The 15,233-nt window shown below is 43.2% G+C and carries 13 protein-coding genes; all 13 read right to left on the reverse strand.

The features are described 5' to 3' along the window. Positions 1–109: 109 nt before the first annotated feature. Positions 110–2,902, reverse strand: a complete 2,793-nt coding sequence (gene ileS, locus FOC72_RS06970; protein ID WP_002896156.1) for an isoleucine--tRNA ligase — start codon at positions 2,900–2,902, stop codon at positions 110–112. Between the two features lie 281 nt (positions 2,903–3,183). Further along, the gene (locus tag FOC72_RS06975) at positions 3,184–3,978 is read right to left on the reverse strand and encodes a DivIVA domain-containing protein (RefSeq protein WP_002896159.1); all 795 of its coding nucleotides are present in this window, start codon (positions 3,976–3,978) and stop codon (positions 3,184–3,186) included. A 9-nt stretch (positions 3,979–3,987) separates the two neighbouring features. Next, positions 3,988–4,773 (reverse strand): YlmH family RNA-binding protein, encoded by a 786-nt coding sequence (locus FOC72_RS06980; protein WP_032914325.1) that lies wholly within the window; start codon positions 4,771–4,773, stop codon positions 3,988–3,990. Continuing rightward, positions 4,770–5,045: a YggT family protein gene (locus FOC72_RS06985; protein WP_002896162.1), complete on the reverse strand. Its 276-nt coding sequence runs from the start codon at positions 5,043–5,045 to the stop codon at positions 4,770–4,772. Before FOC72_RS06985 ends, FOC72_RS06980 begins: the two co-directional genes overlap by 4 nt. Before the next feature lie 5 nt (positions 5,046–5,050). Next, on the reverse strand, positions 5,051–5,638 hold the full coding sequence (locus tag FOC72_RS06990; RefSeq protein WP_002896164.1) for a cell division protein SepF: 588 nt from the start codon (positions 5,636–5,638) through the stop codon (positions 5,051–5,053). Positions 5,639–5,647: 9 nt separating this feature from the next. Beyond that, entirely contained in the window at positions 5,648–6,319 is a 672-nt protein-coding gene (locus FOC72_RS06995; protein ID WP_002896166.1) for a YggS family pyridoxal phosphate-dependent enzyme, read from the reverse strand. Positions 6,320–6,327: 8 nt separating this feature from the next. Continuing rightward, complete coding sequence (ftsZ, locus tag FOC72_RS07000) at positions 6,328–7,605, reverse strand: cell division protein FtsZ (RefSeq protein ID WP_032908876.1); 1,278 nt, start codon at positions 7,603–7,605, stop codon at positions 6,328–6,330. A gap of 16 nt (positions 7,606–7,621) precedes the next feature. Further along, positions 7,622–8,980 (reverse strand): cell division protein FtsA, encoded by a 1,359-nt coding sequence (ftsA, locus tag FOC72_RS07005; protein WP_002896169.1) that lies wholly within the window; start codon positions 8,978–8,980, stop codon positions 7,622–7,624. 121 nt (positions 8,981–9,101) lie between these two features. Next, positions 9,102–10,307, reverse strand: a complete 1,206-nt coding sequence (locus tag FOC72_RS07010; protein WP_002896171.1) for a cell division protein FtsQ/DivIB — start codon at positions 10,305–10,307, stop codon at positions 9,102–9,104. Further along, positions 10,304–11,374, reverse strand: coding sequence for a UDP-N-acetylglucosamine--N-acetylmuramyl-(pentapeptide) pyrophosphoryl-undecaprenol N-acetylglucosamine transferase (locus FOC72_RS07015; protein ID WP_002896173.1), 1,071 nt, complete (start codon positions 11,372–11,374; stop codon positions 10,304–10,306). Before FOC72_RS07015 ends, FOC72_RS07010 begins: the two co-directional genes overlap by 4 nt. Position 11,375: 1 nt before the next feature. Further along, positions 11,376–12,728, reverse strand: a complete 1,353-nt coding sequence (gene murD / locus FOC72_RS07020) for a UDP-N-acetylmuramoyl-L-alanine--D-glutamate ligase (RefSeq protein WP_032914230.1) — start codon at positions 12,726–12,728, stop codon at positions 11,376–11,378. A gap of 231 nt (positions 12,729–12,959) precedes the next feature. Further along, positions 12,960–13,229 (reverse strand): DUF3165 family protein, encoded by a 270-nt coding sequence (locus FOC72_RS07025; protein WP_002898040.1) that lies wholly within the window; start codon positions 13,227–13,229, stop codon positions 12,960–12,962. Between the two features lie 23 nt (positions 13,230–13,252). Next, positions 13,253–15,100 carry a translational GTPase TypA gene (gene typA, locus FOC72_RS07030; protein WP_002932699.1) on the reverse strand — a complete coding sequence of 616 codons (1,848 nt, stop codon included), beginning with the start codon at positions 15,098–15,100 and terminating at the stop codon, positions 13,253–13,255. Between the last annotated feature and the right edge of the window lie 133 nt (positions 15,101–15,233).

Raw genomic sequence — 15,233 nt, forward strand, 5'->3', positions numbered from 1 at the left:
CAACTGTTCGGTTTTTCTAATTTAGTTTTAAATTAACAAATTTTCAAATCAATCTATCTAAAAAACGGCTTACCACTAAAGGGCAAAGCCATTTTTTATTTTGGAAAACTTACTTGCTCTCAAAGCCTTCTGCGACAGCTTGAACAAAGTTTTCTTCTAAAATTTCTGCACAGTGGTCACAGACAAGAGCTTGATAACTGCGCTCTTTAACTGTTGTATCAATGCGACGGCAGCGATCACAGACTTGTCCCTGCGCATGCTCTACGACAAAAGCTACATCTTCAAAGACTAGAGCGCCTTCTGGAGCAGTTCCTTCAGCAATCGTCAATTGAGAAACGATGAGAAGCTGTGCCACATCGCTGTTGACTGCTTCCAGCAAGGTCTTGATGACTTCATTCGGATAGACAGTCAGATGTGCTTCCAACGATTTCCCGATAACCTTCTCATTGCGGGCTTCTTCCAAGGCTTTCTGAGCTTGACTGCGGAAGTCCATAAAGGCAGACCAAGTATCCAAGATTTCTTCTTGATTTGGGAAAGTCTGAGCTTCTGGCAATTCAGATAACTGAACAAATTCTTCCGCTTCATGCTCCAGGTAAGACCAAATCTCTTCTGCTGTGTGTGGCAGAATTGGTGTCAACAGCTTGGTAATCTTGACCAAAATATCATAGAAAACAGTCTGCATCTGACGACGTTCCAATGATTTAGCTGCTTCGATATAGACGACATCTTTGGCAAAGTCCAGATAGAAAGCAGACAAGTCAACGGTCACAAAGTTGACAATCGCTTTGTAAATAGTCAGAAACTCAAAGTCCGCATAAGCATTGCGAATAGTCTCTACTAATTGATTGAAGCGGATAGTCATGTACTTATCAACGGAGCGAAGCTCTTCGTAAGCTACAGCATCCTCAACTGGATTAAAGTCAGAGGTGTTGGCAATCAAGAAACGCAAGGTATTCCGAATCTTACGGTAAGTTTCAGAGACTTGGCTCAAGATATCCATAGAGATACGAACGTCGTTGCTGGAGTCAACACTGGTTACCCAAAGGCGCAAGATTTCCGCACCAAATTGTTTTTCTACATCGCTTGGAGCAATCGTATTTCCAAGGGATTTAGACATCTTTTCGCCCTTACCATCTAGGGCAAATCCTTGTGACAAGATTTGTTTGTAAGGAGCTACGCCATGGTTAGCAACTGATGTGATAAGAGATGAGTTGAACCAACCACGGTATTGGTCTGAACCTTCTAGATAAAGATCAGCTGGGTAAGTCAACTCAGGACGATTGACCACTACACCATTCCATGATGAACCTGAGTCAAACCAAACGTCCATGATGTCCGTTTCCTTGGTAAATTCGCCGTTTGGAGAACCTGGATGAGTAAATCCTTCTGGTAAAAGGTCTTTTGCTTCACGCTTCCACCAGACGATAGAGCCGTGCTCCTCAAAGAGCTGAGCTACGTGTTCGATGGTTTCAGCCGTCATGATTGGTGTGCCGTCTTCGGCATAGAAGATTGGCAATGGCACACCCCAAGCCCGCTGACGAGAGATAACCCAGTCACCACGGTCACGAATCATATTATAGAGACGTACTTTACCCCATTCAGAATGGAATTTAACCTTTTCAATTTCGTCCAAGATTTCTTGGCGGAATTTAGAAACAGATGCAAACCACTGTGGAACTGCCCGCCAGATAATTGGCTTCTTAGTCCGCCAGTCAAATGGGTAGGAGTGAGAGATTTCTTCTTGAGCAAGGAGCAAGTCACCAAGCTTTTCAATAACTGTTGGTGCAACTTTGTCATAGAACTGGCCTGCAAAATCAGGACCAGCATTTTCCATCATGATACCGCGCTCATTAACAGTGACAAATACTTCCAAGCCATTAGCTACACCGACATTATAGTCGTCCTCACCAAAACCAGGCGCTGTATGGACAATACCAGTACCAGAGTCAGTCGTAACGTGGTCACCCAGGATAACAAGTTCATCTACAGCAGTATCCCATGGGTGAACTGTCACGATGTGATTTAATTCTTGACCACGGTAGGTAGCCAAAACTTGAACATCAGCCCAGCCAAATTTATCAGACAAACTATTCAATAATTCTGAAGCAACCACAAACTTACGAGATTCACCAGCTGGTTGTACGACTACGTAATCAATATCTGCTCCAACTGTCAAACCGCGAGAGGCAGTAATGGTAAACGGAGTTGTTGTCCATACGACGATGTAAGTATCTGTGTCCAGTACCCCTTTTCCGTCTTTAACGCGGTTGGCATAGTAGAGAGAGGTAGAAACCAAATCATGGTATTCAATTTCTGCTTCAGCCAAAGCTGACTCAGAAGACCAAGACCAGTAAACGGGCTTAGCACCACGGTAAATGTAGCCTTTCTTAGCCATTTCGCCAAAGACACGGATTTGAGCCGCTTCATAATCTGGTGTCAAGGTTACATAAGGATTTTCCCAGTCACCAGAAACACCCAAACGCTTGAAGTCCTCTTTTTGCTTTTCGACTTGGCTAAGCGCATAGTCCCGACACATGTTGAGGTATTCTACCAAGTCCAACTCTTTGCGCTTAACGCCTTGCTTTGCCAATACCTGCTCGATTGGAAGACCATGCGTATCCCAACCTGGAATGTAAGGCGCATAATAGCCAGCCATAGATTTTGAGCGAACAATGATATCTTTGGAAATCTTGTTCATAGCATGGCCGACGTGAATATTCCCGTTAGCATAAGGAGGGCCATCATGCAGGATAAAGTGCGGCTTGCCTTCATTCAGTTCCTGACGCCGCTGATAAAGCTTAGCTTCATCCCATTCCTTCTGCCAAATTGGCTCCTTATTTGGAAGACCGGCCCGCATAGGAAAAGCAGTTTTCCCAAGATTGAGTGTTTCTTTCAGTTTCATTCTATTCCTCTTTATTTTTTAATTACAAATTAAAAACCGCAAACTTCTCCAAAAAGGACGAAAATTCGCGGTACCACCTTTGTTTAGGCAAGACAATAGCATGATGCTCCTCTTGCCCCTCTTTGTCCGTAACGTGGACTGCCGTCTCATCCTACTGATTTCAGACGAAAGTTTTGTAAAATGATAGCCCAAGCAAGATGGACTGCAGATCTCTCACCATCATCTGCTCGCTGAAAGTATTTTGCTTGGTCTGTGTTTTTACAATCTTATCTTCTTTAAAATTATAAAATATTTACTGGAACTTTTTGTTCCCCATTTGTATCATCATCATGATGGTCAGCTTCTAAGTTTTCCTCAGCTGCGTGAGCTTCTATATCTTCATCGCTGATCGGAGAAAAAGCTTGGGTCGCAGCTAATTCACGATTGGCAGCTTCAATGCGCTCTTGCAGCTCAGCCATTTCCTCTGGAGAAAATTGACGAGTCACATCCGCTTCTTCCTCGCGGACAACTGCCTCTTCTCCCAGAACCTCCGATACAACCTCCTTGAAGGCCTCATCGCTGGTTTGCAGGTAAGTAGCTGTCGGACGCAGGATTTCTTCCCATTCAGACGAATCCACAATGCTGAGTTGGCTCTCAATGGTTGATTTCAAGCGTTGGTGGAAGACACGTGTTTTGTTTTTCAGTTCTTCTGTTTCAATGGCTACTTTCTTAGCATTGTCCGCTGCCTGACGCAAAATTTCATCAGCCTTGTACTTAGCTCCATCCAACAAATGCTGCGCATCCTGCTCTGCCTGACGGACAATATTTGTAGATCGCTCATTGGCAGCAACTTTAACGCGCTCAGCCGTATCCTGAGCAATCAAAACAGACTGGCTGAGAGAGTCTTTCATCTCATCAAAATAAGTCAGACGTTCTTCCAGATTACGAATTTTTGCTTCTTTTTCGTGGTTTTCACGAACCAGGTCTTCATAATCACGGACAACGATGTCAAGGAATTCATCTACCTCTTCAACATCATAGCCTCTAAACTTGGTTCCAAAGGATTTATCTTTAATTTCTAATGCTGTAAGTGTCATAGTTCCTCCTCATTTACTAGCTAATAATTCAACGGTTAACTTATGTTTTCCATTCTTGGAAAGACCATTTTCTCTTAAAACCTTAAATCTTCCAAATCGTCTAACGCTAATCAAGTCTTCAAGCCCGACCTGCTGGCTGGGATTGTCATTAACAGCATAGTTCATTTTCACATGCTTGCCAGAAATTAGCTGAGCAGCCTGGCTCCTTGATAACTTAAAGGTGCTGGCTACCAACTTGTCCAAGCGAAGACTAGATGCTAAAATTTCTCTGGTGGCAGACTGCTTCTGCTCTTTCAGCTGCTCTGCAAAGGAAACTTCCTTTAGTTTGACAGGCATCTTTGCAATTTTAGACACATGATCTATAAAATACTGGGCCAGTCTCTTATCTACAAAGAGCTGAGCGCGCTCTCCAACCACAAGAATATCACCAAAGGTCCGTCTTTCAATCCCTAATTGATTGAGAAGAGTGCCCATAATCTGTGAATGACTGATTTTATAAAATTTGCTTGCATAGGAAATTTCCAGCAAGCTCAATTCAAAATCATCCATATTCAGTTGGTAATAAGAAGGCGCCACAAGAACTCTTGCCAGTTCACTTGGAAAAAAATCCGTACTAGCAAAGACTTGCACATCATATTGCTTGCCAATATTCTTCAGGATTGAGACCTGATGGGGATTCAGAAAAGACGTTGTTTCAAAGGCATAGGTATCTTGAACCCGCTGAAGCAGCTCCAGACTCCTATCAATAAACTCTCGATCCTCATGCGAAAAATGTTGATATAAATCTTTCATTATAATAACATTAGTAAGACGCTTATTAAATAAAAGACCACACGATTTAAAAGGTTTAAAGCCAGAATTGCAACCCAAACGGTAAAGTCCAGCCCTGCAAACTGCAAGGGAAGACGGCGGAAAAGTTTTAAATACGGTTCTACAATTCGTGTTAGAAACTCTCCGAATTTGGTTTGATAGGCTCCTGGAAACCAAGATAGAAGTGCATAGACAATCAAGGCAATGCTATAAAGATCGAAAAGATTAGAGATGGCACGAATTACAAAATATAACATATCTCTTATCTACTGCGCTTCATATCAAAGTCGAATTCGCTGATTTCAACATCGTTTGGCAGGCGGATATCTTCCACATTTACCACTACATTAATCGGAGTCAGCAAATACATAGTGCTTGCAACTTTTTTCAAATTTCCAGCCAAGACATAACGCGCACCGTCTAGGTAGTCTAAACAGCGACGAGCCTGTACCTCAGTCATATACTGGAAGTCAATCAGGATGCTTTCATTGGCCAAAAGCAAGTCAACAATTTCAGTCGCTTCCTCATATCTCCTCGGATAACGAACATCAATCGTAATCTTCTCATCCGCATTTGCACGGTGCTGAGCCAATTCCTGCTGACGTGCATGCAGTCTGGTAATATTCTCTGTCGAAGATTTCTGTTGTGGCTGTGGTTTAGGCTGTGGCTTGGCCGCAGCAACCGGACGAGGAGCTGGCTTGCTCTCTCTGACTGGCTTAGGCTGAACCAATTCAGGCTTCTGCTTAACAGGCGCTGCAGGTCTGCTGACAGTCTGCTCCTGAACCTCAGTCTCATCTCCATCTTCTGTAAAATAATCTATAAATTTATCAAATCTATCTTTTAATGACATATTTCTTTCCTATTTAAAAAATGCTGTACCGATTCTGACATAGGTCGAGCCATGGGCAATTGCTTCTGGATAATCACGGCTCATTCCCATGCTTAATTCAGAAAAGGGCATATTATTTAACTGTTTCTTTTTTAATTCTTTTTGTAGTTGATGAGCCTTTTCAAACATTTGGTTCAGCTCCTCATGACTAGCTTCAAACGGAGCCATAGTCATCAATCCCACAATTTGAACATTGTCTAATTTTTCAAGTTCAGGCAGGACAACTTCAAGTTCTTCAATCAAAAAGCCATGCTTGCTCTCTTCTTTAGAAATATTCACCTGCAGAAAACATTTAATCACATGTTCAGCCCGTTTGTCAATCTCCTTGGCCAATTTCACAGAATCTAAAGCATGAAAGTAATCAACATAGTTAATCACATCCTTGACTTTTCTCCTCTGCAAACTGCCGATCAGGTGCCAGGTCAGATTCTCATCTTTCAGAGCATGGTATTTATCTAGAAATTTATCTACCCGATTTTCTCCGATATGCTGAATACCTGTACGAACAAGCTCCTGAGTTGTTTCGCAGTCAATATATTTGGTAACTGCAATGATATTTACTGAATCTTTCAAACGCTGGGCTTGCTCCGCCGCTTGAGCGACGGATTGAAAGACCAACTCTTTATTATTCTGCAAATTCATGATTTAGATTAACGATTTCTGAAGAATGGAGGTGTTTCCAATTCATCATCATCTTCATTAGTTTCTGCATAGCGTTCCACGCGGGCTGACGAACTTGGTTCAGCCTGACGAACAATCGCTTCGCGACGAAGATCCCAATCACCAAAGGCTGAACCTTTAGGCGCGTCCGTTCTTTGACGCGTTGGAGCAGGAATATCAACCGTTTCGGTCATATCAAAGTTTCGTTCAAACTGTCCTGAGCGAACTTCGCGATTTGGCTCAACTTGCTGCGGACGGCTTGGACTAGTAGGTTGTGGTGTCTGGCGAATACCGCTGACCTTTTCAACCTTGTCCTGACGAACACCAGTAGCTACAACAGTCACGCGGATTTCATCCTTCATAGACTCGTCAATAGCAGTACCGAGCCAGATGTTCACACCATGACCTGCTGCTTGGTTGACAATTTCTGAAGCTTCTTCTGCTTCAATCAAGGTCATATCTAGGCCACCAGTAACGTTGACAATTACGTCCTCTGCACCATCAATGGTTGTTTCCAAAAGAGGTGAGTAGATAGCTTTACGAGCAGCTTCGATGACACGTTCTTCACCGCTACCAACACCAATTCCCATCAAAGCATTACCCTTGTCTGCCATAACTGTTTTCACGTCGGCAAAGTCAAGGTTAATCAGTCCTGGGCTGGTAATTAAGTCAGTAATCCCTTGAACACCTTGGCGAAGAACATTATCTGCTTCACTGAGTGCTTCAAGGAGCGGAGTCTTCTTGTCTACAATTTCAAGCAGGTTGTTATTTGAGATAATCAAGAGTGTGTCTACATGCTCGCGAAGTTCGTTGATTCCTTCTACTGCAAAGGTTCCACGCTTGCTTCCTTCAAAACCGAAAGGACGTGTAACTACCGCAACAGTCAGAGCACCAACATTTTTTGCGATACGAGCAATTACTGGAGCAGCACCTGTCCCAGATCCACCACCCATACCAGCAGTGATGAAGACCATATCTGCTCCTTGCAGAGCTTCAGTCAGGACTTCTTCGCTTTCTTCAGCAGCCTTGCGGCCAACTTCAGGCTGACCTCCGGCACCAAGTCCGCGAGTCAGCTTAGGACCGAGCTGAATAACTGTTTCAGCTTTAGCACTGCTAAGAGCTTGAACATCTGTATTTGCTGCGATGAATTCAACACCAGCAACACCTTCATCAATCATTCGGTTGATGGCGTTACCGCCACCTCCACCGACACCAATAACTTTAATTACTGCGCCTTGTGCAGCAGCAGCGTCAAATGAAAATGTCATATTCTCTGTATTCTCCTTAATCAAACATTTTGCCAATTAGGTTGCGCATCCGATCTGTAATACCTGTTTTGGGTTCTTGGTTTGGCACATCGGCACTGGCAACTGGAACTTCTTGGACCGGCTCCTCAGGAATCTCATCAGCTGGTTGAGGTTCAAAGCGTGGTACTGACTGAGCAGGACGCTCAAAGGATACAGGTCGATGGCGCAGTTGCTCATCACCATGAACAGCAACCTGAGCCAGCATATCCACATCTGTTAAGTTTCCAGCATACTCTGACAGGCTTATAACATGTGCGAAAGCAGGATTGCGAATGCCAATTTGATTTGGCACATAAAGCTTGACATTTACGCCAAATACTTCCTGAGCCAACTCAACCACTCCTGGAAGAATTGCTGCTCCGCCAATAATCACAATGCCACCTGGCAACTCAAGGAGATGCCTTCTATCCAAATCGCGTTTGATTTGCTCAAAAATGTGTTGGATACGAGCAGAAATAATTTCAGCCAGATACTTTTCAGTTACTTCAACCGGCTCAATCTCTCCAATCACTTCTACTTGGAAAGATTCTGTCCCAGCTTCAGGAACATAAGCAGAACCATAGTTAAACTTGAGACTTTCAGCTAACTTTTGCGAAGTCTTCAAAACCTTGGAGATGTCCTTGGTTACGTAGTCGCCGCCTTCTTGGTATATATTCGTATACTGAAGCTCTTGACCTTTAACAGAAGCCACTGTAGTTTGGCCACCGCCCATATCAATAACAGTTGCACCAAACTCACGTTCCCCTTCGTTCAAGATTGACTTAGTCATTGCCAATGGGGAGATAATTACGTTCTCAAGCTGAACTCCCGCGCGCTCCACTGTCTTGCGGAGGTTGTGGAGAATAGTCCGTGGTCCAGTGTAGAGAAGACCACGCATTTCTAAGCGAATCCCCATCATACCACGTGGGTCACGAATCCCTTGGAAACCATCCACTACAAACTCTTCTGGGATGAAAGTAATCACTTCGCGATCAGGAGTCATACTCTTCGTCAGAGCAGATCTAACAACATTCTCTACATCTGTATCTGTGATTTCCTTAGAATCACTAGTCACAGGAATCATACCCTGAGTAGGCTCAATCTGTAAGAGATTAGCCGGAAGTCCGACGTTAACTAAACCAATTGAAATGCCTGCCTTTTCTTCTGCTTGAGAAATAGCTGTCTTAATGGCAGCAGCAGCAGCCTCAATATCAACAATAATTCCATCTTTAACGCCAGCACTTTTGGCGTTGCTGACTCCAATAACATTCATTTCATCGTTGATGTGCTCTGCCACCAACACTTTAATTGAGCTAGTTCCTATATCTAATCCAGTAAAAAAGCCGTCTCTAGCCATTACACCAGTCCTCTCTATCTTCCATGTTTCCGGTCTATACTAATAACGCTAAAAATTAGAGTTACCCAAGCTTTATTATAACATAAAGAAAATGAAAATGCGCAGTTTTTCTACATATAATTTAGCGATTTTCGGTATTTCCCGGGTTTTCTGTTGAATTTTGTGGCTCTGCAGATTCTTGTTCTTGACTTTCTGTCACCTGCTCAGCCGCTTGTTCTGTTGGCTGTCCCGTCGATTCCTCTTCTGCTTTCTGCTTTTCTTCATCAGAAGAAGACGACTCGTTTTGAGCTCCTTCAACATAACTAAAAATCCCTGCTTCCATATCTACAACACTAGGTACTTCCTCTTCCAACTGTGATTGGATTCCCTTGTAATATGGCAGTTTTTTGGCAATATGTGAAATTGGTACCAAAATTTTATTGCCATCATGCATGGTCAGCGTAACCAAGTCCGGTGTCACCTTGCTCGGGGTCAGCTGAACTGTCTTAATATTTTTCTTAACCGAAGCCGGTACCTTTTCAATTTGAAGGGCAAATTCCTTAATCAATTTTTTATCTGAAAACTCTATCGAAATATGGGTTTCTGGCAAAGAATCTGCAGCAGTCGGGTCCGAAATAATCTCCCCATTTGTCAGAATAGGATAATACTGGCCACCCTCATGCAGATAGGCCAGAACTCCGTACTCCTTGACCTTTACCTGAAAAGTAATCGGAAACTGATAAGCCATCTCCAGATTGTTAATCCAAGGACTAGACGCTTTCATATTGCGGATATGATTGCCGCCATTGATAAAGGTTGTTAAAGTATAGTCCTTCTCATCAATCTTACTGCTTTTGAGCAAATCTTCCTGACTGACCATTTGATTCCCTGAAAATTTGATTGTCTTCATAGTCGCTAGTGGTGTCAAAAAATAAACTGACAGGAGAAAAATCAAGCCACTGCCTAGCAAAACTGGCAGTGCTCGATAAATATGAACCCTTGAGATATGCACCTTAGCAGCTTCTTTTTCTGCCTTTTTCTGAAGTTTCTCCAGTTTTTTGCGCTCTTTCTCGCTCAATTCGGTCTCTAGCTCAGGTTTAGATGAGTCATCTTCCAAATATTCTATTTCTTCCTCTTCATAAAATGAGTCATCTTCTTCCGTCTCTTCAGCTATTTCTCCGCCTTCGATTGAGTCCTCAGCTTCCTTTGCTTCCTCTTCTTCTAGCTCCTTTTGTTTGCCGGCCTCTTCCTGAGCCTTCTTTTCAAGATATTCTTTGTTTCGTTTCTGCCATTCAGAGAGGTGCTCACTTACCTCTTCCTTTGGCTCATCATTGTTTTTCTTGCTCATTTCTTTCCCTTGTCAATATCCGCTTTCAATAAAGCATAAAATTCATCTACAGACTTGATTTCCTGAGAATTTTGCATAGCTTGATGATAAGAAGCTTGGTTCGCCAAAAGGTCATCAAGAGCTGTCTGTAAATTGCTCATATCCAGCTGTTCCTCCGCCAATTGCTTAGCATATCCCTTTTTCACAAAATAATCCGCATTTTCAATCTGATCGCCGCGGCTGGCTTCGCGTCCCAGAGGAACGATAATATGAAGCTTAGCCATGGCCAAGAGCTCAAAGATTGTATTGGAACCGCCACGAGTAACCACTACATCTGCCAAGTCCATCAAAGGCTGGTAGAGGTCGGTCACATAGGCTCTGCGAAAGAGACGGTCAGACAGAACATCCAAACTTGCATCGCCTGTCAGATTGATAATGTTATAACGCTCGGTCAGCGCAGCTTGATTCTGGCTAACAAAATCATTAAAGACCTTAGCTCCAGCAGAACCACCGACAAAAAGCAGGGTTGGCAGCTCTTTATCAAAATACTGACGAATTTCTTCTAGTTCCTGCGGTAGGACTGACTCTTGGTTACCGACCTTGGTCACAGCTCCTACATGCTCAATCTTGGTCAGACTGGAACTTTGCTCAAAGGTCGCATACATCTTGGTCGCACACTTATAGGCGATTTTATTGGCTAGGCCAATGGATAGATCCGACTCATGAACATAGACAGGAACTCCTGACAGCCGGGCTGCAATCACGGGCGGAACAGATACAAAGCCACCCTTAGAAAAGAGGGCCTGCGGCCGTACCTTGAGCATAATGCCCAGCGACTGGAAAATCCCCCAGACGACCTTAAAGCCATCCAGCAGATTCTGCCAAGAAAAGTAGCGACGAAGCTTGCCCGTAGCTACCGAATGGAAGGTCACGTCCAGTCCTGACTTTTGGATTTCCTGATACTCAATACCATGCTTATCGCCAATATAATGGACCTGCCAGCCTTCTTTGATAAATTTCGGAATTAGGAGAAGGTTGAGGGTTACATGGCCGACCGTTCCTCCACCTGTAAATACAATCTTTTTCATCTTAACCTTTTAATTCTTCAAATGCAGCGAGAAATTCTTCGCCACGGACTTCAAAATTACTATACATATCCCAGCTGGCATTGGCAGGACTGAGCAAGACAATGTCTCCTGGATCCGCTTGAGCAAAGGCCTTATGAGCTGCATCCCGGACATCAGTCGCATCGAGATAAGAAACTCCAGCCTGATCAGCAGCCCTTTTTACACGTGCAGCTGATTGTCCTAAGATAACCATTTTCTTGAGCCCTTTGAGGTCAGGCACCAACTCGTCAAACTCATTGCCACGGTCCAAACCGCCTGCAATCAGAATCACCTTGCTATTGTCAAAACCAGATAGGGCTTTCTGGGTTGCCAAGATATTGGTAGACTTACTATCATTGTAAAAGGCAATCTCATTTACACGTCCCACATACTGGAGACGGTGCTTAACACCACCAAAAGCAGACAAGACTTCTTTGATCGTCTGATTGTCAATACCACGAAGCTTGGCTACTGCAATCGTAGCCAGAGCGTTTTCAACATTGTGACTGCCAGGAACGCCGATTTCAGCCACCTGCATAATCGCTTCTCCACGGAAGGTCAAGACATCACCCTCTAAATAGGCACCATCCACCTTTTCAGTCGTTGAAAAAGGCACAACAGTAGCCTGAGTCTGGCTAGCCATTTCCTTGGCCCAGTCTTGATTGAAATTCAAAACCAGATAATCATCAGCTGTCATGTTTTTCTGGATATTCCACTTGGCAGCTGCATATTCCTCAACAGAGCCGTGATAATCCAAATGAGTCGGCATGAGGTTGGTAATAACAGCGATTTGCGGATGAAAATCTTCAATCCCCATCAATTGGAAGGAAGACAATTCCATGACCAGCATATCTTTGCTGCTGGCTGTTTGGGCTACTTGACTAGCAGGAAAACCGATATTACCAGACAATAAACCGTTTTGACCGCCAGCCGTCAAGACTTGCGCAATCATGGTTGTGGTCGTCGTCTTACCATTTGAACCCGTAATACCAATAATCGGTGCTTCCGAAATGAGATAAGCCAACTCGACTTCAGTAATGACTGGAATCTTCTTCTCCAGAGCTCGAACGACCATGGCATTGTCATAAGGAATACCTGGATTTTTCACCATCAATTCAAAGTCTTCGTCCAGCAACTCCAAGGGATGACCTCCTGTCACCACTTTAATGCCTTCTTCTAGCAAAGATTGGGCAGCAGGATTTTCCTCGAAAGGTTTCCCGTCGTTAACTGTCACGATGGCTCCTAATTTATCTAAAAGGCGAGCTGCTGACTCACCCGACTTGGCCAAACCCAGAACCAAGACCTTCTTATTGGCAAAATTTGCTATATTTTTCATAAGCAACCTCTTCCATTCATACTTCATTCTATTTTACCTTTTTTTGTGAAAATAAAAAAGACATAGGAGTCTTTTATTTTCGACTGTAAGCAAGTTTTGAAAAAAATGATATGTTTTCATCTATTTGAAATATTTTGTAACATAAACCTATTGTTTTTGTAAAAATATAGATTAACAAAAAAAGCAAGATCTCAAAACGTCTATCCGACCTTCTAAGTTCTTGCTCATTTATTATTCTTCATCAAAATTCTTTTTTGATTTTTTAGGCGGCTTGAGACGATTAATATCCCGCAAAGCCAAGACGGTCACTACGGATAGGCCGAAACCTACAAAATATTCAGCCGGCAACTGGAAAATTTTAAAAATGCCTAAGCCAAATAAGATAATCAAGGCCACAATCAGTAAAACCATGGTCACAGCATTAACAGTCCCTTTAATACTGGATGGAACAGCAAAAATGTAGAAAAAGAGGATTAAAATCCCAATGATAAGATAAACCATCTTGCTGCTCCTTTCCATTTTGCTTATTCAGCTGCAGCTGATTTTTTCTTTTTATTGGCTTTTTCGCGTTCTTGTTTGTTCAAAATTTGCTTGCGCAGACGAATAGATTCTGGCGTTACTTCCATGTACTCATCGTCGTTCAAGAACTCCAGCGATTCTTCCAAGGTCAAGATACGTGGTGTCTTGATAACTGCTGTCTGGTCCTTGGTTGCAGAACGAACATTGGTCATTTGCTTAGCCTTGGTGATGTTAACAGTCAAGTCATTTTCACGAGAGTTTTCACCGATGATCATTCCTTCATAAACCTCAGTACCTGGATTGACAAAGATAGTTCCGCGCTCTTCGATAGACATGATAGAGTAAGTCGTTGCCTTACCAGCATCAATGGAAACAAGGGCACCACGGTGACGTCCACCAATTTCACCTGGAATCAATGGCAAGTATTGGTCAAATGTATGATTCATAATCCCATAACCACGAGTCATAGATAAGAACTCTGTAGAGTAACCAATCAAACCACGTGCTGGAACTAGGAAGACCAAACGAGTTTGACCATTACCAGTTGAAATCATATCCAACATTTCACCCTTACGTTCAGAAAGGCTTTGGATAACAGATCCTTGGTACTCTTCTGGAGTATCGATTTGGACGCGCTCAAATGGCTCACATTTGACACCGTCAATTTCTTTCACGATAACTTCTGGACGAGATACTTGCAGCTCATATCCCTCACGACGCATGGTTTCGATCAGGATTGACAAGTGCAATTCTCCACGACCTGAAACTGTCCACTTATCTGGTGAATCTGTTGGGTCAACACGAAGGGATACGTCTGTCTGCAATTCTGCTTGCAAGCGTTCTTCAACCTTACGAGAGGTTACCCATTTCCCTTCGCGACCAGCAAATGGTGAGTTGTTGACCAAGAAGGTCATTTGAAGCGTTGGCTCATCGATGTGAAGAATTGGAAGAGGTTCAATGGCATCTGTCGGTGTAATCGTCTCACCAACAAAGATATCTTCCATACCTGATACGGCAATCAAGTCACCCGCTTTGGCTTCATTGATTTCACGACGCTCCAAGCCAAAGAAACCAAAGAGTTTTGTGACACGGAAGTTCTTCGTTGTACCGTCTAGTTTAGACAGGGTAACTTGGTCCCCAACCTTAACAGTACCACGGAAGACACGTCCGATACCAATACGACCTACAAAGTCATTGTAGTCCAAGAGTGAGACTTGGAACTGCAAAGGCTCATCTGAGTTGTCCACTGGAGCAGGGATATGGTCGATAATGGTATCAAAAATTGGTGCCATTGTTTTTTCTTGATCAGCTGGATCGTCTGACAATGAAGAAGTTCCGTTGATAGCTGAAGCATAAACAACTGGGAAATCAAGCTGGTCATCGTCTGCACCAAGCTCAATGAAGAGTTCCAATACTTCGTCCACTACTTCTGCTGGACGAGCTGATGGTTTGTCAATTTTGTTGACAACAACGATTGGGACAAGGTCTTGTTCAAGGGCCTTTTTCAATACGAAACGAGTTTGTGGCATGGTTCCTTCGTAGGCATCTACCACCAAAACAACACCGTCAACCATTTTCATGATACGCTCAACTTCTCCACCGAAGTCCGCGTGTCCTGGTGTATCCATAATGTTGATACGAGTTCCGTTGTAAGCAACGGCTGTATTTTTAGCAAGGATGGTAATACCGCGCTCTTTTTCGATATCGTTTGAGTCCATAGCACGCTCTGCCAACTCTGTACGAGCATCAAGAGTTTCAGACTGTTTCAATAATTCGTCAACGAGGGTTGTTTTCCCGTGGTCAACGTGGGCGATAATCGCAATGTTACGGATATCTTCTCTTAATTTTGTCATGATTTCCTCTGAATTTTTAAATTTTATTTCTAACTGAACAATTATACCACAGACGCAGGCAAAAAACACGGCTTTGATAAGTGTAAATGTTTTCATTTAAAAATATGAGAGCTCCGTGAGGATTTGCATTTTC

Source organism: Streptococcus sanguinis (genome assembly GCF_013343115.1).
GTDB classification, from domain to species: domain Bacteria; phylum Bacillota; class Bacilli; order Lactobacillales; family Streptococcaceae; genus Streptococcus; species Streptococcus sanguinis_H.